This window comes from Fundidesulfovibrio putealis DSM 16056, from assembly GCF_000429325.1.
GTDB classification, from domain to species: domain Bacteria; phylum Desulfobacterota; class Desulfovibrionia; order Desulfovibrionales; family Desulfovibrionaceae; genus Fundidesulfovibrio; species Fundidesulfovibrio putealis.
In genome coordinates this window covers 18,911-35,334 of sequence record NZ_AUBQ01000012.1, presented here as the reverse complement: position 1 = coordinate 35,334, position 16,424 = coordinate 18,911, and the positions used below count along the sequence as shown (strand labels likewise).

General features: G+C 62.2%; 18 protein-coding genes, 1 tRNA gene and 2 pseudogenes. 18 read left to right on the top strand and 3 right to left on the bottom strand.

The genetic code is table 11. The annotated features are described in order from the left end of the window. Nucleotides 1–73: 73 nt before the first annotated feature. Nucleotides 74–1,099 (top strand): rod shape-determining protein, encoded by a 1,026-nt coding sequence (mreB, locus tag G453_RS0109005; RefSeq protein ID WP_027190795.1) that lies wholly within the window; start codon nt 74–76, stop codon nt 1,097–1,099. 2 nt (nt 1,100–1,101) lie between these two features. Continuing rightward, nucleotides 1,102–1,899, top strand: coding sequence for an inositol monophosphatase family protein (locus tag G453_RS0109000; protein WP_084502206.1), 798 nt, complete (start codon nt 1,102–1,104; stop codon nt 1,897–1,899). A gap of 256 nt (nt 1,900–2,155) precedes the next feature. Here G453_RS0109000 and G453_RS0108995 read toward each other — a convergent pair whose 3' ends face one another. Next, nucleotides 2,156–2,674 (bottom strand): NUDIX domain-containing protein, encoded by a 519-nt coding sequence (locus G453_RS0108995; RefSeq protein WP_169725310.1) that lies wholly within the window; start codon nt 2,672–2,674, stop codon nt 2,156–2,158. Nucleotides 2,675–2,775: 101 nt separating this feature from the next. On the opposite strand from G453_RS0108995, the gene rimI reads away from it, so the two are divergent. From rimI to G453_RS0108935, 12 genes and pseudogenes are all read left to right on the top strand, one after another. Next, nucleotides 2,776–3,288 carry a ribosomal protein S18-alanine N-acetyltransferase gene (gene rimI / locus G453_RS0108990; RefSeq protein WP_043645236.1) on the top strand — a complete coding sequence of 171 codons (513 nt, stop codon included), beginning with the start codon at nt 2,776–2,778 and terminating at the stop codon, nt 3,286–3,288. Nucleotides 3,289–3,451: 163 nt separating this feature from the next. Beyond that, nucleotides 3,452–4,654, top strand: coding sequence for a phosphoglycerate kinase (locus G453_RS0108985; RefSeq protein ID WP_043645307.1), 1,203 nt, complete (start codon nt 3,452–3,454; stop codon nt 4,652–4,654). Then, nucleotides 4,651–5,406: a triose-phosphate isomerase gene (tpiA, locus tag G453_RS0108980; protein ID WP_027190790.1), complete on the top strand. Its 756-nt coding sequence runs from the start codon at nt 4,651–4,653 to the stop codon at nt 5,404–5,406. Before G453_RS0108985 ends, tpiA begins: the two co-directional genes overlap by 4 nt. Nucleotides 5,407–5,439: 33 nt before the next feature. Beyond that, on the top strand, nt 5,440–5,790 hold the full coding sequence (gene secG / locus G453_RS0108975; RefSeq protein WP_027190789.1) for a preprotein translocase subunit SecG: 351 nt from the start codon (nt 5,440–5,442) through the stop codon (nt 5,788–5,790). A 17-nt stretch (nt 5,791–5,807) separates the two neighbouring features. Then, nucleotides 5,808–5,894: transfer RNA gene (locus G453_RS0108970), tRNA-Leu, on the top strand. A gap of 224 nt (nt 5,895–6,118) precedes the next feature. Continuing rightward, nucleotides 6,119–6,250, top strand: a pseudogene (locus G453_RS27885) (Arm DNA-binding domain-containing protein); the annotation flags it as partial. Nucleotides 6,251–6,308: 58 nt separating this feature from the next. Beyond that, a pseudogene (locus tag G453_RS27880) lies at nt 6,309–6,449 on the top strand (IS1595 family transposase); the annotation flags it as partial. A gap of 363 nt (nt 6,450–6,812) precedes the next feature. Beyond that, nucleotides 6,813–7,154: a primase C-terminal domain-containing protein gene (locus G453_RS27140; protein ID WP_084502202.1), complete on the top strand. Its 342-nt coding sequence runs from the start codon at nt 6,813–6,815 to the stop codon at nt 7,152–7,154. Between the two features lie 463 nt (nt 7,155–7,617). Beyond that, nucleotides 7,618–9,072, top strand: coding sequence for a sensor histidine kinase (locus tag G453_RS0108950; RefSeq protein ID WP_043645234.1), 1,455 nt, complete (start codon nt 7,618–7,620; stop codon nt 9,070–9,072). Continuing rightward, nucleotides 9,069–10,424, top strand: a complete 1,356-nt coding sequence (locus G453_RS0108945) for a sigma-54-dependent transcriptional regulator (RefSeq protein WP_027190786.1) — start codon at nt 9,069–9,071, stop codon at nt 10,422–10,424. Before G453_RS0108950 ends, G453_RS0108945 begins: the two co-directional genes overlap by 4 nt. 114 nt (nt 10,425–10,538) lie before the next feature. Further along, nucleotides 10,539–11,108, top strand: a complete 570-nt coding sequence (locus G453_RS0108940) for a hypothetical protein (RefSeq protein ID WP_027190785.1) — start codon at nt 10,539–10,541, stop codon at nt 11,106–11,108. 239 nt (nt 11,109–11,347) lie between these two features. Beyond that, entirely contained in the window at nt 11,348–11,800 is a 453-nt protein-coding gene (locus G453_RS0108935; RefSeq protein WP_027190784.1) for a DsrE/DsrF/DrsH-like family protein, read from the top strand. Here the strand turns inward: G453_RS0108935 and G453_RS27135 are convergent. Together G453_RS27135 and G453_RS0108925 are read right to left on the bottom strand one after the other, a co-directional pair. Next, on the bottom strand, nt 11,759–11,974 hold the full coding sequence (locus G453_RS27135; RefSeq protein ID WP_268870774.1) for a type II toxin-antitoxin system HicB family antitoxin: 216 nt from the start codon (nt 11,972–11,974) through the stop codon (nt 11,759–11,761). The two genes, G453_RS0108935 and G453_RS27135, sit on opposite strands and share 42 nt — an antisense overlap. Before the next feature lie 36 nt (nt 11,975–12,010). Further along, nucleotides 12,011–14,020: a S16 family serine protease gene (locus G453_RS0108925; protein ID WP_027190783.1), complete on the bottom strand. Its 2,010-nt coding sequence runs from the start codon at nt 14,018–14,020 to the stop codon at nt 12,011–12,013. Between the two features lie 248 nt (nt 14,021–14,268). On the opposite strand from G453_RS0108925, the gene G453_RS27875 reads away from it, so the two are divergent. The 4 genes from G453_RS27875 to G453_RS0108905 are packed head-to-tail and all read left to right on the top strand — an operon-like array spanning nt 14,269 to nt 16,423. Next, a complete protein-coding gene (locus tag G453_RS27875) occupies nt 14,269–14,430 on the top strand; it encodes a hypothetical protein (protein ID WP_156920862.1) in 162 nt (53 codons plus the stop codon). A 6-nt stretch (nt 14,431–14,436) separates the two neighbouring features. After that, nucleotides 14,437–14,976 carry a universal stress protein gene (locus G453_RS0108915; RefSeq protein ID WP_027190782.1) on the top strand — a complete coding sequence of 180 codons (540 nt, stop codon included), beginning with the start codon at nt 14,437–14,439 and terminating at the stop codon, nt 14,974–14,976. A 55-nt stretch (nt 14,977–15,031) separates the two neighbouring features. After that, the gene (locus tag G453_RS0108910; protein WP_027190781.1) at nt 15,032–15,331 is read left to right on the top strand and encodes a hypothetical protein; all 300 of its coding nucleotides are present in this window, start codon (nt 15,032–15,034) and stop codon (nt 15,329–15,331) included. 30 nt (nt 15,332–15,361) lie between these two features. After that, a complete protein-coding gene (locus G453_RS0108905) occupies nt 15,362–16,423 on the top strand; it encodes a sulfite exporter TauE/SafE family protein (protein ID WP_027190780.1) in 1,062 nt (353 codons plus the stop codon). Nucleotide 16,424 lies beyond the last annotated feature (1 nt).

Here is a 16,424-nt window from a genome sequence, read left to right as displayed (position 1 = left end):
CTTTTTTGCGGCCTGCTCGTAGACAAAAGCGGTTTTGACAAGAACCAACCTTAAATCAAAACGGGCCGCGCACATGATATTCGACAGACTCTTCCGCTTTCTGGGCAAGGACCTGGCCATGGACCTGGGCACCGCGAACACCCTGCTGTACACGCCGGGCGAGGGCATCGTGCTGAACGAACCCTCGGTGGTGGCCATCGAGACCCGCACGGGCCAGCTGGTGGCCGTGGGCAAGGAGGCCAAGGAATTCCTGGGGCGCACCCCCGAGCGCATCCGGGCCATCCGCCCCATGAAGGACGGCGTCATCGCCGATTTCGAGATCACCAAGGAAATGATCGCGTTCTTCATCCGCAAGGTCATCACCGGCTTCAGGCTGGTGAAGCCCAAGATCGTCATCTGCGTGCCCACCGGCATCACCCAGGTGGAGAAGCGCGCCGTGATCGAGAGCGCCCAGCAGGCCGGAGCCCGCGAGGTCCGCCTGGTTGAAGAGCCCATGGCGGCGGCCATCGGAGCGGGCCTTCCCATCGAGGAGCCCGTGGGCAACATGGTGGTGGACATCGGCGGCGGCACCACCGAGGTGGCCGTCATCTCGCTTTCCGCCGTGGCTTACGCCGAGAGCGTGCGCGTGGCGGGCGACGAACTGAACGAGGCCATCCAGCGCTACATGCAGGACCAGTTCCAGCTGCTCATCGGCGAGAACATGGCCGAACAGATCAAGATCAAGGTCGGCAGCGCCGTGCCCCTGAAAGAGACCCTGACCCTGGAAGTGGCGGGCAAGAATATGGTCACCGGCACGCCGGGCCATGTGGAAGTGACCGACGCCCATATCCGCGAGGCCATCAAGGACCCCGTGGCCATCATCGTGGGAGCCGTGCGCAAGGCGCTGGAAAAGACTCCTCCCGAACTGGTGGCGGACATCGCCTCGCGCGGCCTGCTGCTGGCTGGCGGCGGGTCGCTCTTGCGCGGGCTGGACAAGCTCATCGCCGAGGAAACCCAGCTGCACGTCATGCTGGACGACGACCCGCTGACCACCGTGGTGCGCGGTACCGGCAAGACCATCGAGTACCGGAACAGCTACCAGCAGGTTTTCATAAACTAGCCATGCGTCTGAACACCAATGACTTGGCCGGACTGGCCGCCGAGGCCCTCAAGGCTGTGGCCAGCGCCGGGGACATCATCCGCGACCACTGGGACAGGCCCAGCCAGGTGACCCGCAAGGGCCGCATCGATCTGGTCACCGAGACGGACCTGGCCGTGGAGGCCGCCCTCAAGGAGAGTCTGTCGCGCGTGCTGCCGGGCTCCACGTTCCTGGCCGAGGAATCAGCCGAAACGCTCGATCCGGGCGATCTCACCTGGATCATCGACCCTGTGGACGGCACCACCAACTTCGCGCACCGCGTGCCCTTCGTGGCTACGTCCGTGGCCTTGTGGAGCGGCGGGCGAAGCGTCCTGGGGTTCGTGAACGTGCCCGTGATGGGCGAGATGTTCCATGCGGTGCTGGGTGGCGGGGCCTTCCTGAACGGCAAGCCCATTGCCGTTTCCGCCATTGATTCTCTTGAAGAATCCCTCGTGGCCACGGGCTTTCCCTACACCGTGCGCGAGGACATGCGCAGCCTCATGGCCGACCTTGAGAACATGCTGGCCAGCACACAGGGTGTGCGCAGGCCCGGCGCGGCCTCGGTGGATCTGGCCTATACTGCGGCGGGGCGGTTCGACGCCTTCTACGAGATCGGGCTCAAGCCCTGGGACACGGCGGCGGGGTGGCTGCTGGTCACTGAGGCCGGGGGCCGCGTGACGCAGTACGATCCGGCTGCGCCCTATCACCTGCGCTCGCGCTCCATCCTGGCCTCCAACGGCCTTCTGCACGACGCCACAGCCGGGCTCCTGGGGCCGATCTAGTTATTGCCGCGCCCCCATAAGGGGCGCTTCTCTACACGTCAGGCAAGAACCGCTGCACCTATACGGGATTCCAAAGGGCGCAGCCCTTTGGCCGCCGGAGGCTTCTCCCCCGCCCGAAACCACAGCGCTCTACCAAATGAACAGGGTTCAGCCATTCCCCTGATTGTTCTCCGCCCGCACCATCGTGCTCGACCAAACGAACTGGGTCCAGCCAGCCGACGGAGCTTCTCCAGCGGCAGGCGACCGCCGCGCCCATTCAGGCGAACAGAATCCCGGCCTCGAAGGCCTGCACCACCGAAGGGGTGAGCAGTTCCCGGAAGTCGGCCGCCAGCACGGCCAGTTCCTCGTGGCTGACGGCCAAAATGTTGCGCTCTGACGGATCATTGTGGAACCCCACGGGATAGCGGTACACCGCCAGGGCCTCGAAGTCCGACCGCTCGGTTGGGGACAGGCGCGCCTGGAAGGCGGGCAGGCCGCCCTGTGCAGGAAAGAGCGAGTCCGCCAGACGCCGGGCCGCGTCGAAGTGGGCCTCGCCCGGCTGAAGATGCCCGCGCGCGGGCAGGTCCCAGCGGGAGGGGAACACGGGGGCATCCTTGGGGCGCTTGGCCAGGAGGATTTTCTGCTCGCGGTCCACGAACAGCACCAGCACCGAGCGGTGCGGCAGCGATTGACGATGGGCCTCTCCGGCGGATACCACGGCCAGCAGGCGTCCCCTGTCGTCCACGATCTCCACCGGTTGCGCGTCCGCAGACGGAGCGTTTTTTTCCTGACTCACAAACAACACCTTGAAATTATGAACATGGTTTCCTTCTTGCTATGACCAGCCTGCCAGAAAATCCAGAAGCCGCCCCCGTCGGCGACACATCGGAGCAGGATATGCCGCGCGTTTCAGGCTGGGCCGAGGCCAAACAATGCATGCCCGTCGCGGCGGGCATGCCCGTGGAACTGGGCAAAAGCGATATCCCGGCCCTGGTGGCCCTGGAGCGCCTGTGCTTCTCCGTTCCCTGGTCCGCAAAACAATACGAGACCGTGATCGGCAACGAGCCCTTCCACCTGTTCGGCATCCGCGAGGGCCAGGAACTCGTCGGATATCTGACGCTGTTCGCCGCCGCCTGGGAGATGGAAATCCTCAATATCGCTGTGCATCCCTCCTGGCGTCGTCAGGGCCACGGCCAGCGCATGCTCTCCCACGTCTTGCATCTTTGTCGCAAGATGGGCATAAAACGCGGGTATTTGGAAGTGCGGCGGTCCAATATCCCTGCCCAGGGCCTGTACACGGCTTTCGGCTTCGAGGAAGTGGGCGTGCGCAGGCGCTATTACCCGGATAACCGGGAAGACGCCATCATCATGCGCCTGGACCTGGAAACGGCCCCCTCCCGGACGGACTGAACGCCGCCTCCCGTTCCGGTCTTCGCTTGCGGCGGACCGGCGACACCGGAATCTATCTGACTTGCGCGCGCCGCGCCACGGTGCGCCGGTTGCTCCCATGGCCAGACGCCGTGAGGCGTCCGCGTGTTTTATTCACCAAATGATCCTGGGAAAGGAGCGTTCCATGCCCATGCGTTTTTTGGACGAGATGGATATCACTGGCAAGCGCCTTGTCATCCGCGTGGATTACAACGTCCCCATGAACGGCAGCGAGATCACCGACGACACCCGCATCGCCGCCAGCCTGCCCACCCTCGAGCTTGCGCTCTCCAAGGGAGCGTCGCTGGTGCTGTGTTCGCACCTGGGCAAGGCCAAGGGCGCGCCCGACCCCAAATTCAGCCTGGCCCCCGCCGCCAAGCGCCTCTCCGAGCTGCTGGGCCGCCCTGTGGCCTTCGCCCCGGACTGCATAGGCCCCGAGGTCGAAGCCATGGCCGCCGCGCTCAAGCCCGGCGAAGTGCTCCTGCTTGAGAACCTGCGCTTCCATCCGGGCGAGTCCAAGGGCGACCCGGAGTTTGCCAAAGCCCTGTCCAAGATGGGCGAGGTCTATGTCAACGACGCCTTCGGCACGGCCCACCGCCCGCACGCCTCGGTGTCGGGCCTGCCTGCCGAGATGGCGGCCTGCTGCGGCGGGCTCCTGCTCAAGCGCGAGTGGGAGTTCCTGGGCAAGGCCCTGGAGAACCCCGTGCGCCCTTACGTGGCCGTGACGGGCGGGGCCAAGGTGTCCTCCAAGCTCGCGGTGCTGGAGCATCTGCTGGGCAAAGTGGACGAATTGATCATCGGCGGAGCCATGGCCAACACCTTCCTGAAGGCCCAAGGCCTGGAAGTGGGCAAGTCCCTGGTGGAGGACGACCTCCTGGACGAAGCCCGGCGCATCATTGAAATAGCCGCACAAAAGGGCGTACGCATCGCCCTGCCTGTTGATTTCGTGGTGAGCCTGGATGCGGGCAAGCCTCTGAACGAGATGACCGCCAGCGCCACCGTGGACGCCAAGGCCATCCCCAAGGACGCCATGGCCCTGGACATCGGTCCCGCCTCCGTGCAACTGTTCGGCAAGTCCCTTGCTGCGGCCAAGACCGTGGTCTGGAATGGTCCCATGGGCGCATTCGAGAACCCGCACTTCGCTGCCGGAACCATGGGCGTGGCCAAGATCCTCGCCGGGCTCGACGCCGTGACCGTGATAGGCGGCGGCGACACCGACGCGGCCGTTCATGCCTCGGGCCTCTCCGACAAGATGAGCTTCATCTCCACCGGGGGCGGCGCGTCCCTGGAATTCATGGAAGGCAAGGAACTGCCGGCATTCAAAGCCCTGAGGGAGTGCGGAAAATGAAAAAACTGATGGCCGCCAACTGGAAGATGTACAAGCTTCACTCTGAAGCGCGCGACACCGCCGAAGCCCTGGTGAAGGCCATGAAGGGCGTTCTGCCCGAGGACCGCGAGGTGCTGATCGTTCCGCCGTTCACGGCCCTGCGCAGCGTGCGCAAGGCCATCAAGAAGGTTCCTGGCTTCGCCCTGGGCGGCCAGAACTTCTTCCCCTCCATGCAGGGAGCCTTCACGGGCGAGATCGCCCCGGATATGCTCACGGACATGGGGTGCACGTATGCGCTGGCCGGGCATTCGGAGCGCAGGCACATCCTGGGCGAGTCTGACGAGTTCGTGGGCAAGAAGGTCGTTTGCGGATTGGAACGCGGCCTGGGCATGATTCTGTGCGTGGGAGAGACCATCGACGAGCGCAAGGAAGGCAGGCTCGATGAAGTGGTGCGCCGCCAGATGGAACTCGGTCTGGCCGAGGTTCCCCTGGATGTGGCCCCCGAGCGCCTGACCGTGGCCTACGAGCCCGTCTGGGCCATCGGAACCGGACTTACCGCAGGGCCCAAGGAGATTCTCGCCGCGCACGCCCTGGTGCGCTCCATATTGTTGGAGAAATTCGGTCAGGCAGCCCAGCAGATGCGCATTCTCTACGGCGGTTCCGTGAAGCCGGAGAACGCTTCTGAAATTTTGTTGCTTGACAATGTCGACGGTGTCTTGGTAGGAGGCTCATCCCTGAGCGCGGACAGCTTTTCAAAGATTGTCACGGCTTAAAACCGGCGCTCGTACAAAGTATCGGAGACAGTGTTGGACACTCTTATCGCTACGATTCATATCATCGCCTGTGTCATGCTCGTCGTGCTGGTTCTTCTTCAGTCCGGCAAGGAAGGCATGGGAGTGATCTTCGGCGGCGGCAGCGGGTCGGTTTTCGGCAGCTCCGGTGCAGGGGGACTTCTGGTGAAGCTGACCGCCGTGTTCGGCGCGGTTTTCCTGATCACCTCCCTGGCGTACAACTCCTACACCGGCAGGGGTGCAAAGCCTGATACTTCCGTAATGGAAGGCGCTCCCATCGAGCAGAAGGCCGCTCCCGCCGAGAACAAGAAGCCTGGGCAGAACCTCTTCGAGGAACAGAAGACCCCGGCTGAACAGAAGCAGTAAGACCTTTGACGATATTTGCCGAAGTGGTGGAACTGGTAGACACACCATCTTGAGGGGGTGGCGGGCGAAAGCCCATGGGGGTTCGAGTCCCCCCTTCGGCACCATCCGTTAGTCCAGGGAAGGCCATACAAAGCCTTAAACTCCTGGAAAATCACAGAAGCCGGGCTGGAAACAGTCCGGCTTCATCTTTTTTGGTCCGTTTACATCCGCCGTTTTAGGGGTACTTTTAGGGGTACGTTTTGTGGCGTCCTGGTTTTTGGGGGTTCTGACGAGATGATGATACCCCTACGGGCCAGATGGCGTAAAAATACCCCTACGAGGCAACCCGATGCCACGGCATACTCTTCCCCTTACTGACGTCCAAATCAGAAACGCCAAGCCTCAAGCCAAACCGTTGAAGCTCACGGACGGCGGCGGCTTGCATCTTTTGATAATCCCCTCGGGCGGCAAGCTCTGGCGGCTGAAGTATCGATATGGCGGGAAAGAGAAGCTTCTGTCCTTCGGGGAATGGCCTAACATATATAAGACGGTTCAACGGCATCCCCAGGTACAGCTTTTTCTTGTTCCTCAAGGAATGCGAATGGCGGTTCAATACTGGAGACCACAGAGAGCTCCTCAACCAACTGAAAATATGGGTTAAACAAAGGGCATCAAGCTAGTTGGCTAGGACATCCCCTAATGAAAAGCCGGATTCCGTAGTAGGGGGCCGGCTTTTCTAATGTTGGCCGTCTCCGTGCTCGGACGTTGCCTGTGAATCTTTCCCCGGCGTGATGGAACCAAGCGTGTCTTTCCCCCTCGACTCCTGGCCCTTTTTATGTCCGGACTAAACCTCGGCCCCGGCCTTGATCAGCGCGGAACTCCAGCCCCACTTTCCCATGTCGTTCACCGGCCCCAAGAGTCGGAAGTGAGTGGCCGCCTAGGTTGCCAGCAGCCCCCCGTTCTCAACCCCTCGCCGCCTCGATCGGAAAACACGACTTATCCAGTGTTTAAGTCTTAAAAATAGCTCCCTATAGGTCAAACCTATCGTCGGGTATGCCAAGACGGGTCAGGATGCGTTTAAGGTCGATCTACCACAGCATATCGGGGGTATTCAGCGTGGTCCTCTGGACGAGAGGGCCATCGAGAGCGGAGAGCGCAACGACGAGCTTACCCGGTGGGCGGGCAAATGGGCCAGTGAAGGAAACGACATCGACACCGTCATCAAGCTCACCATGGGCCACAACGTCCTCCACTGCCGGGAGCCTCTCCCCCAGAAGGACACCGAGGTCATCGCCTGCAGCGTTTTCAAGCGCGAGCCCGAGAAGCTGGCGGAACTGGGCATCGACCCTGGCAAGGAAATATTAGTGTCACTAATAATCGGGTAAGGCGGACACCTTGCGGACAACCTTGCGGACACACTGACCTGCCTAGCCATATGTCGGGCATGTGGACAGAGTGGACTCTTGTGGCCACCGAGTTGACACCTCGTGGATGCTCCTGTGGACAAAGTGATGGTTTTTCCACCCTGGTCACAACCGACTGAAGAAGTGGGGCCGGACAGCCTCCCTTGGCCCGACCTTGGAGACGTCCAGCCGAATACTCTCTCCCTTGGAAAGCATTGGCCAGCCCACCCAGATTTTCGTATCAGAGCCCCCCATGAGCAAAGTCCGGCTGACAACCGCCCGACGCACCCTCATCTGCTGTGGATTTCCTTTGTTTGATGGGGGTGTAAGGGCAACATGGTCTCCGACTTGATCTCTTGAATGATGACAAATCACTTTCCGGGGTCTATCCTGAGGTCCGTTGCCATATGACGCATTCCGACATTGTTAGGCCGCAAGACACCCCATGAAGCAAACCGCCTCTCTTCTCTCACGCCTGCCGCACCTGACCATCCGTCAGAAGGTGGTGGCGGGCGTGATTATTCCGGTGCTCATCTTCACCGTGGTGGGCGTAGTCTCCTTCAACTATCTGATTCGGCTGGAAGGCACCCTCACGCTGATGGAGGCGGCGGACGATCTTTCCAACACCATCCTGGAAGTGCGCCGCTATGAGAAGAACTATCTGCTCTACGGCCACACCGAGGACTTTGACGAGTCGCAGCGCTACATCGACCAGGCCCGCGTCACCCTGTCCGCCATGGCGCTCGCCGCGCGCGACACCCATGCCCGCAGGACCATCGCCAGGCTCACCCCGGTGCTGGACACGTACCAAGCCAAAAGTCGCAGCTTGCGCCTGACCGTGTCGGACTCGGCTGCCGCCCAGGACCGCGAGGACCTGCGTCAGGCAGGCAAGGACATGGTGGACCTGTCCCTGGACCTCAAGAACACCGAACGCGAACGCACGCTCCTATTGGTGGCAAACCTCAAGCGCCAACTGCTCATCTCAGGCGTGTTCATCGCCGCATCCGGCATCGTGCTGGCCCTGCTGCTGGCCCGAAAAATCCTGCGGGCGCTTGGCACCATCACCAAGGCCACCTCGGAGATCGGCCAGGGCAACTTCAAGACCTTGGAGGTCCCCCGCGCCAACGACGAGACCCGGCGCGTGCTGGAGGCCTTCAACCGCATGACCCGCGAACTGGAGCGCCGCCAGGACCAGCTGATCCAGGAGAAGAAGCTCTCCTCGCTTGGCGTGCTCACCTCGGGCATAGCACACCAGCTGAACAACCCCCTGAACAACATCTCCACCTCCTGCCAGATCCTCATCGAGGAGCACAAAGAGTGCGACCCGGCCTTTTCCGACCGCATGCTCGGCAACATCCAGCAGGAAGTGCTGCGCGCCCGGGACATCGTGAAGGGGCTTCTGGAGTTCTCCCGCGCCAAGGACTTCAGCCTGAAGCCCGTTTCCCTGGAGGACGTGGTGACCAAGGCCTTCCGGCTGGTGTCCAGCCAGATTCCCGCCGGGATAACCCTGACCCACTCCATCCCTGCCGGACTGGTGCTGGAGCTGGACGCGGCCCGCATGCAGGAGGTGTTCATCAACCTGCTGCTGAACGCGGCCCAGGGCATCGAGGAAATCCCCGGCGCGATCACCGTATCCGCCGAGTCTGACGTCGATTCCGGCACAGCCGTGATCGTCGTGGAGGACACGGGCATGGGCATCCCCGAGGAGGCCCTGGGCAAGGTGTTCGATCCCTTCTACACCACCAAGGAGGTGGGCAAGGGGACCGGGCTCGGCTTGTCCATCGTGTTCGGCATCATCGAAAAGCACAACGGCTCCATCGCGGCTGAGAAGACCGACGGCAAAGGCGCGCGCTTCGTAATCCGCATGCCTCTGCCCGTCTCCTCCGAGAGGCTCACGTGAGAGGCGGCACCGTCCTCATCGTGGACGACGAGTCCATCGCCGTGGACAACCTCGCCCACATCCTGGGCCGCGAGGGCTACGCCACGGCCACGGCCTCCAGCGGCGAGGAGGCCATCGAACTGCTGGGCTCGCGCGAGTTCGACCTTGTGCTCACCGATCTTCGCATGACCGGCCTGGACGGGCTCGGGGTGCTGGCGGAATCCAAGCGCCTCTGGCCAGACACCGAAGTCGTGGTCATGACCGGGCACGCCACGGTGTCCACCGCCGTGGAGGCCATGCGCTTGGGGGCCTGCCACTACCTGACCAAGCCCTACGGGCTGGCAGAGGTGCGCGCCACCGTGGCCGAGGCCATGGACAAGCGGCGACTTCGCCAGGAGGTGGCCCGGCTGTCGCGCCAGGTTGCCGGGCTGGCCTGCGGGCCGCTCATCATCGGCGAGAGCCCGGCCATCCAGGCGCTGCGCGACAACATCCACCACATCGCGCCCACCGACTCCACCGTGCTCATCCTTGGCGAAACCGGAACCGGCAAGGAGCTGGTGGCGCGTGCCATTCACCAGTCGAGCCTGCGAAAGGACAACCGCTTCCTGGCCATCAACTGCGGAGCCTTCAACGAGGACCTCCTGGCCAACGAGCTGTTCGGCCACGAAAAGGGCGCGTTCTCGGGCGCATCCACCCAGAAGAAGGGACTCCTGGAAGTGGCCGGGGAAGGCACGCTCTTCCTGGACGAAATCGGGGAGATGTCGTTGTCCATGCAGGTGCGCCTGCTGCGCGTGCTGCAGGAGCGGCTGTTCTTCCGGGTGGGCGGCACGCAGGAGATTCCAGTGTCGGCGCGCATCCTGGCCGCCACAAACAAGGACCTGAAGGCCGAGGTGGACCTGGGGCTTTTCCGGGCCGACCTGTACTACCGCCTGAACGTGATCACGCTTCGCGTGCCGCCGCTCAGCGAGCGCAGGCAGGACATCCCGCTGCTGGCCGGGTACTTCATAGCCAAGTACGCGCCCGCCATGGGCAAGACCGTGTCCGGGGTGTCCTCGGAGGCGGTGCGGCACCTGATGGCTTACGATTATCCCGGCAACATCCGGGAGCTTGAGAACATCGTGCAGCGGGCCGTGATCATGGCCAAGGGGGAGCTTATCGTACCGGGCGACCTGCCCCTGGACCTACGCGGCGATGCTCCGGCCCTCGTGAAGCATGAGGGGCCGGAGCTGATTACTCTTGATGAGCTGGAACGCAGGCACATCGAGGCCGTGCTGGCGCACGAGGGCGGCAACAAGACCAAGGCCGCCGAGATTCTGGGGATTGATCGGGTGTCGCTGTGGCGCAAGCTGAAGAGGTATGGATTGGGTGAGTGAGGGGCGCACCCTGCGGTTACGGCGCTCATGGCATCAACCTGCAACATCATCCCCCGGCAAGGGTGAGCACGATTCGAAGCATTTCCGGTCGAATAGCTCTTGAGGACCGTTCCTATGAATTTGTTTGGCGGCAACATCTACGCATCGCTCAAGTCGTATGTTCAGTCGATCACCGACAAGGCCAAGTCAGCCATCGGAGTCTACAAGCAGAAATTGGTGGGTCAGCAAAGCGAACTAGCGATCAAGCGAGCCCAGGTGCTGAAGCTTGAAGATGAAGTGCTCGTCGTGAAAGGGATAAATCAGGCGCTCGAGAACGAAAATGACGGTCTGAAGCATAAGCTGAAGACATACGAGCTGATAACTGGTGACTCAACTAAGATTCAGCGGCTGATCATCGCATTCAAGCAGATGAAGTTCGAGCTTCTGCATCTGAGACGATACGCCGACACGAAGATGATAGAAAATGAGGAACTCCAGCGCAAAAATACAAAACTGGAGCTCTTGCTGAAAAATGCGACGGAAAGCGCACCGGTGGACATCAACAAGCTGCACAAAATCATGGTCCACCTGAAGAAAGAGAACAGCAACTACAAAATGAAGTGCTGCCAGATGGAGACCACCATCAAGAATTTTGCCAGCAAAGAGCAACGGCGCAAGGCCAAGACCAGCCTGAAATATCAGTAAGTGAGGGGTGGGGCGCCGGGGCGCGACTGGCATGGAGGCGGCATGGGATCGCAGGCCTGCCATAAGGGAAAAGGTACCGGGATTCCTGGATTTGACCGGGTGCCGCTGTGACGCAAACTGAAACTGCATGAGGATGGGGAGTAGACTGGCAGCTGTTGTTTGACTTCATTTCCTGCAAACGGCATACGAGGGTGGGATATAACCTCCAACCAGTACTCTTGCCGAGAGGAGAAGGTCACATGGAAACCGTGAATGAAGACAAACAGCGCTACACATTCATATGTTCAAAAGGTACTTTGGACGGAGCATACCCATCCCTCGTGTTGGCGCTTAACGCACGACGGCTCGGCCATGATGTTTCTCTATTCTACACATTTATGGGCATAAACGTAGTCCGCAAGGGGTACATGTCCAAACTCAAATTCCACCCGCCAGGATTCCTGGGAGCAATTCCAGGCATGTCGAACATCGCCACCAGCATGATGGAAAAACAAATTGAGGATGCGAACATCCCGAGTCTCGAAGAGATTTTTGAGATGGCGCAACTTGAAGGCGTAAATATTTATGCCTGCAAGATGACGCTGGATATGATGAAAATACCGGAAGACGAACTGATCGAGGGCGTTGAGATCATGAACGCGGAGCAGTATTTAAAACTTGCAGGAACCTGCTCTATTAACATGTTCACATAATGCCGCCCGATCGGAGGGAGGTGACGCCCTCCCTCCGGGAATTAACAGATACGCCTCCACCGCCCCTTGGACGTTTGAAAGCGCCTCCTCCAGTGTCTCGCCGGACGTGAAACAGCCGGGGAAATCCGGCACAGTCACGCCGCAGCTCACGCCGTCCTCTGTATGAAGAATCACAGGATAATGCCTTAGCACTTCAGAACCTCCAGATAATCACGCCACCACCAGCCCCAGCGCCTCGAACATCGTTTTCACGAACACCACTTCGACCCCGGCGGTCTCGTCGCCCGACATGGCCTGCACCTCCGGCCTGTTGCCGTCCGGCAGGATCACTCTCCTGGCTCCGGCGCGCGCCGCAGCCAGTATTTTTTCCCGAATTCCTCCCACAGGCAGCACCTGCCCGGTCAGCGTGATCTCCCCGGTCATGGCCACGTCGCGCCGCAGCGCCTTTCCCGTATAGAGCGAAGCCAAGGCCATGGCCAAGGTCAGCCCGGCAGAGCTTCCTTCTTTGGGGATGGACCCTGCCGGGATGTGTACGTGCAGGTCCTCCAGCATGAACGCGTCGGGGTCGATGCCAAGCTCCGCCGCACGCGAGCGCACCAGGCTGAGCGCGGTCTTGCCCGACTCGCACAACACCTCCCCCAGTGAACCGGTCATGGTGATGTTGCCGGTCCCCTTCATGCGGATAGCCTCCACGAAGATGATCTCCCCACCGTGGTCCGCGTAGACCAAGCCCGTAGCCACGCCAACGCGCGGCTCGCCCCCGGCGGCTTCGCGCACAAAGCGGCGCGGCCCAAGAAGCGCAGGAACCAGCGCCTCGTCGACCGTAATTGGTGACGGCGGCTGCTCGCCCTCCAGGCGAAGTTTGGCGAGCTTGCGGCAGGCCCGGCCAAGCTCGCGGTCCAGGTTCCGCACCCCGGCCTCGCGGGTGTAGCCGTCCACCACGGCGTTCACCGCTGGCGGCGTGAAGTCCGGGTAGGGGTGGGTCAGGCCGTGCTCGCGCAGTTGGCGCGGCAGCAGATGCCTGAGCGCGATCTGCACCTTCTCGGCTGCCGTGTACCCCTGGAAGGGGACGACCTCCAGGCGGTCCAGCAGCGGGCCGGACAGCTCGCGCACGTCGTTGACCGTGGCGATGAACAGCACCTGGGAGAGATCGAAGGGGACCTCCAGGTAGTTGTCCACGAACTGGCTGTTCTGCTCCGGGTCCAGCATCTCCAGGAACACGGCTGCCGGGTCGCCCCGGAAGTCCTTGCCGATCTTGTCCATCTCGTCCAGCATGAACACCGGGTTTCGCACGCCCAGGCGATGCACGGACTGGAGCACCCGGCCCGGCAGCGCGCCTACATAGGTGCGCCGGTGGCCGCGAAGCTCGGCCTCGTCCCGCAGCCCTGCCAGGGACATGCGGTGGAATTTGCGCCCCAGGGCCTCGGCGATGGCCTGTCCCACGGAGGTCTTGCCCGTTCCGGGAGGGCCGGTGAAGCACAGCACCGGGCTTCGAAACACCGTAGGCGCGGCCTTGCCGCGCGCCAACTGGGCCACGGTGGCGCGCAGCTCGTCCAGGTTCACGGGCTTGGCCAGATAGTACACCGCGCCCTGGCGCATGGCCTGCACGGCGGTGTCCACGGTGGCGAATCCCGTGACCATCATCACCTGGGTGGACGGCGAGAGCTTGCGGGCCTCTTCCAAAAGCTGCATGCCGTCCATCTTGTCCATCTTGAGGTCGGTGACGATCAGGTCGAACTCCCAGCGCCGCACCTCTTCCAGGGCCTCCAGCCCGTTGCACGCGCCGCGCACCCGGTAGCCCTCCTTCTTCAGGACGTACTCCAGGTTGGTGCGGGCGATGTCCTCGTCGTCCACCACCAGGATGTGGAAGTCGGACGAGGCCCGAAGCGCGCGTGAGGCCAGATACTCCAGCACCCGCTCCTTCACCTGCCCCAGCCCGAAGTGCCGCCCGGACAGGACCTCCCCCGCGCTGGCCAGGTCGAGCCGATCCTGGGTGGCCGCGCTCCAGGGCAGGCCCAGCAGGAAATCCAGATACCCGATGCCCACGGAGTACTCGGCCACGGACGGGTCGGTCTTGGAGAGCCGGTCCAGCTCGCGCAGGGCGGCCTCCCTGGCGTGGGGCGGCAGATCCGGGCTCTTGGCGCGTTCAGTCAGAACGTCCAGGTCGCTGCTGGGCGACGGGGGGGCTTTTCCCTCGGTGCGCTTCTGGAAGAAGATCATGTTCACCTCTGTGATTTCTCCCCTCGTACGTGTTTTCCAAGCCTGGGCGCAACCACCCGAAGTGCCTCTGTGGCGTTTTGCAACGCCTGTTGTGATGCGCAACGCGCTCTACGCCTCCCTTGCGGCTCCAAGCGTTGCACTCCGCAACGCATTTATTTTTAAAGTCAGATAATAGTCAATAAATTCAGTATATTAATTCTGGCATGCTTCTTGGTTAAGGGGGGCAAAGCGACGAGGAGGACACAGACATGGCCAGCATCAGGGAACACATCGAAACCACATTCGCAGCCCTGGCTTTCGCCGAGCGGGACCAGCTCCAGGAGGCTCGCGACCTCCGGGACGAACCCCGTGAGATGAAAGCGACAGCCACCGTCAAGCGCCCGGACAACCGTCCGAGGGTCAGGGTCTAGGCTGCCATGGCGTCACGGTTCGGCCTGAAGCCAGACCCCTTGGTCCAGGCACGGCGGCCTGCCCGCCTCCGGGAATTCCTGGAGGACACAGGGTGGGTCGCCGGACTGGCGGAGCATGACCTGCCCGTGTCCGAATTGGGGCTCAGCGCACCGGGAAGAGAGGGCAGGAAGATCGTGGCGGTGTCCACCGAGTCGGACTTTCCTCCCGCGCTCATCCGCCATGCCCTGGGCGTGGCCGGGCGGCTGGGCACGGAAGTAGTGGCCTTGAGCGTGTCCAAGCCCGAAGCAGACGCTTCGCAGGCACATGCGCAGAAGGCCAGAGAGATTTTCGAGCAGAGGGCGGAGAAGTCCGCCGAGCAATTTTCACGCGAGGCCAGGGAAGCGGGAGTGACTTTTCGCCACCTCATGCGGTTCGGGCGTGTGGCCGAGGTGGTCGAGCAGGAGTGCGCACGGCTCAGGCGGGTGGAGTTCGTGCTCGCGGTCAAAGAGCAGCGTGGCAGGGACGGCTTCCATGTGAGCATGCCCCTGTTTGAGGTGATCGGGTAGGGGGGCCTTGGTCCGCCCTTGTTTGTGAAATTTTTAGCAACGAGGAGAGTCCAAAATGCACGCGTCCAAGAAAAAGCCTGTGGTCAAGCTCATGGCATACGGCATCGGCAGCTGCGCCATCTACACAGCCGTGTACCTGTTCCAGGACATCATCATGGCCAACTTCGCCAAGGGCGGGGTGTACACCGTGCTGCCTATCGCAACCGTATTCCTGTTCTCCTGGATTCACGGCACCTTCGCGGGCACCCTCTGGGAAGTGCTCGGCATCGACGCGGTGAAGAAGGCTCCGGCACAGACCGCCGCGCAGGCCCCCGCCCGCAAGGATTCCCGTCCCCGCGCCACCGTCAGCGCCTAACACGCCAAGCACATTAAGGAGAACATGCAAATGGATATGCTCAACGAGGCCACTAAGTTCATCCAGCTGGACCCCACCGGGATCGGCTTTCTGTTCATCGTGGGATTCATCGGCGGACTGGTCAGCGGCTTCATCGGATCGGGCGGCGCGTTCGTGCTCACCCCCGGCATGATGAGCCTGGGCGTCCCCGGCACCGTGGCTGTGGCTTCCAACATGTGCCACAAGTTCCCCAAGGCCCTGGTAGGCTCCATCAAGCGCTATCGCTACGGCCAGGTGGACATCAAGCTGGGCCTGTTCATGGCCGCTTTCGCAGGCGTGGGCGTGCAGATCGGCATCAAGATCCAGAACGCCATCCTGGCCGCCTGGGGCCAAGCCGGTTCCAACCTGTACGTCAGCGTGTCCTTCGTGGTGGTGCTGGTCGTGGTGGGCGGCATAGTCATGGCCGACGCCCTGAAGTCCTCCAAGAATTCCTGCGGCGTGGAGCAGACCTGTTCCATCGCTCTGCGCCTGCAGAAGCTCGAAATCTGGCCCATGGTCACCTTCAAGCGCGCCAACCTGCGCATCTCCCTGTGGTTCCTTCTGCCCGTAGGCTTGGCCACTGGCCTTCTGGCTGCCACCATCGCCGTGGGCGGATTCGTTGGCGTTCCGGGCATGATCTACATCCTGGGCGCGACCAGCCTGGTGGCCTCCGCCACCGAGCTGGTGATCGCCTTCGTGATGGGCCTGGCCGGGTCCGTCAACTGGGCCATGCAGGGCATGATCGACATCCGCCTGACGCTCATCATCCTGGCCGGATCGCTCCTGGGCGTGCAGCTCGGGGCCATCGGCACCACCTACGTGAAGGAGCACATGATCAAGATCGTCATGGGCACCATCATGCTCATCGTGGCCGTGTCGCGCGCTCTGGCCATGCCCGAATACCTGGGCCAGTTGGGCATGATGGACGTGAGCGAGGCCACCCTGGCGCTGCTCAGCAAGGCCAGTTTCGTGTTCATGGTCATCTCCCTGCTGGTGGGCGCGGTCATCATCCTGGGCAGCATGCTCAAGGCCAAGCGGGCCATGTCGCCCTCCACCCAACAGCAAGAGGCGTAAC

What these genes read in the sequence shown, in the direction of transcription:
- mreB (WP_027190795.1), top strand. Translation starts at nt 74, where the DNA reads ATGATATTCGACAGACTCTTCCGCTTTCTGGGCAAGGACCTGGCCATG.
- G453_RS0109000 (WP_084502206.1), top strand. Translation starts at nt 1,102, where the DNA reads ATGCGTCTGAACACCAATGACTTGGCCGGACTGGCCGCCGAGGCCCTC.
- rimI (WP_043645236.1), top strand. Translation starts at nt 2,776, where the DNA reads ATGCCGCGCGTTTCAGGCTGGGCCGAGGCCAAACAATGCATGCCCGTC.
- G453_RS0108985 (WP_043645307.1), top strand. Translation starts at nt 3,452, where the DNA reads ATGCCCATGCGTTTTTTGGACGAGATGGATATCACTGGCAAGCGCCTT.
- tpiA (WP_027190790.1), top strand. Translation starts at nt 4,651, where the DNA reads ATGAAAAAACTGATGGCCGCCAACTGGAAGATGTACAAGCTTCACTCT.
- G453_RS0108950 (WP_043645234.1), top strand. Translation starts at nt 7,618, where the DNA reads ATGAAGCAAACCGCCTCTCTTCTCTCACGCCTGCCGCACCTGACCATC.
- G453_RS0108940 (WP_027190785.1), top strand. Translation starts at nt 10,539, where the DNA reads ATGAATTTGTTTGGCGGCAACATCTACGCATCGCTCAAGTCGTATGTT.
- G453_RS0108935 (WP_027190784.1), top strand. Translation starts at nt 11,348, where the DNA reads ATGGAAACCGTGAATGAAGACAAACAGCGCTACACATTCATATGTTCA.
- G453_RS0108925 (WP_027190783.1), bottom strand. Translation starts at nt 14,020, where the DNA reads ATGATCTTCTTCCAGAAGCGCACCGAGGGAAAAGCCCCCCCGTCGCCC.
- G453_RS27875 (WP_156920862.1), top strand. Translation starts at nt 14,269, where the DNA reads ATGGCCAGCATCAGGGAACACATCGAAACCACATTCGCAGCCCTGGCT.
- G453_RS0108915 (WP_027190782.1), top strand. Translation starts at nt 14,437, where the DNA reads ATGGCGTCACGGTTCGGCCTGAAGCCAGACCCCTTGGTCCAGGCACGG.
- G453_RS0108910 (WP_027190781.1), top strand. Translation starts at nt 15,032, where the DNA reads ATGCACGCGTCCAAGAAAAAGCCTGTGGTCAAGCTCATGGCATACGGC.
- G453_RS0108905 (WP_027190780.1), top strand. Translation starts at nt 15,362, where the DNA reads ATGGATATGCTCAACGAGGCCACTAAGTTCATCCAGCTGGACCCCACC.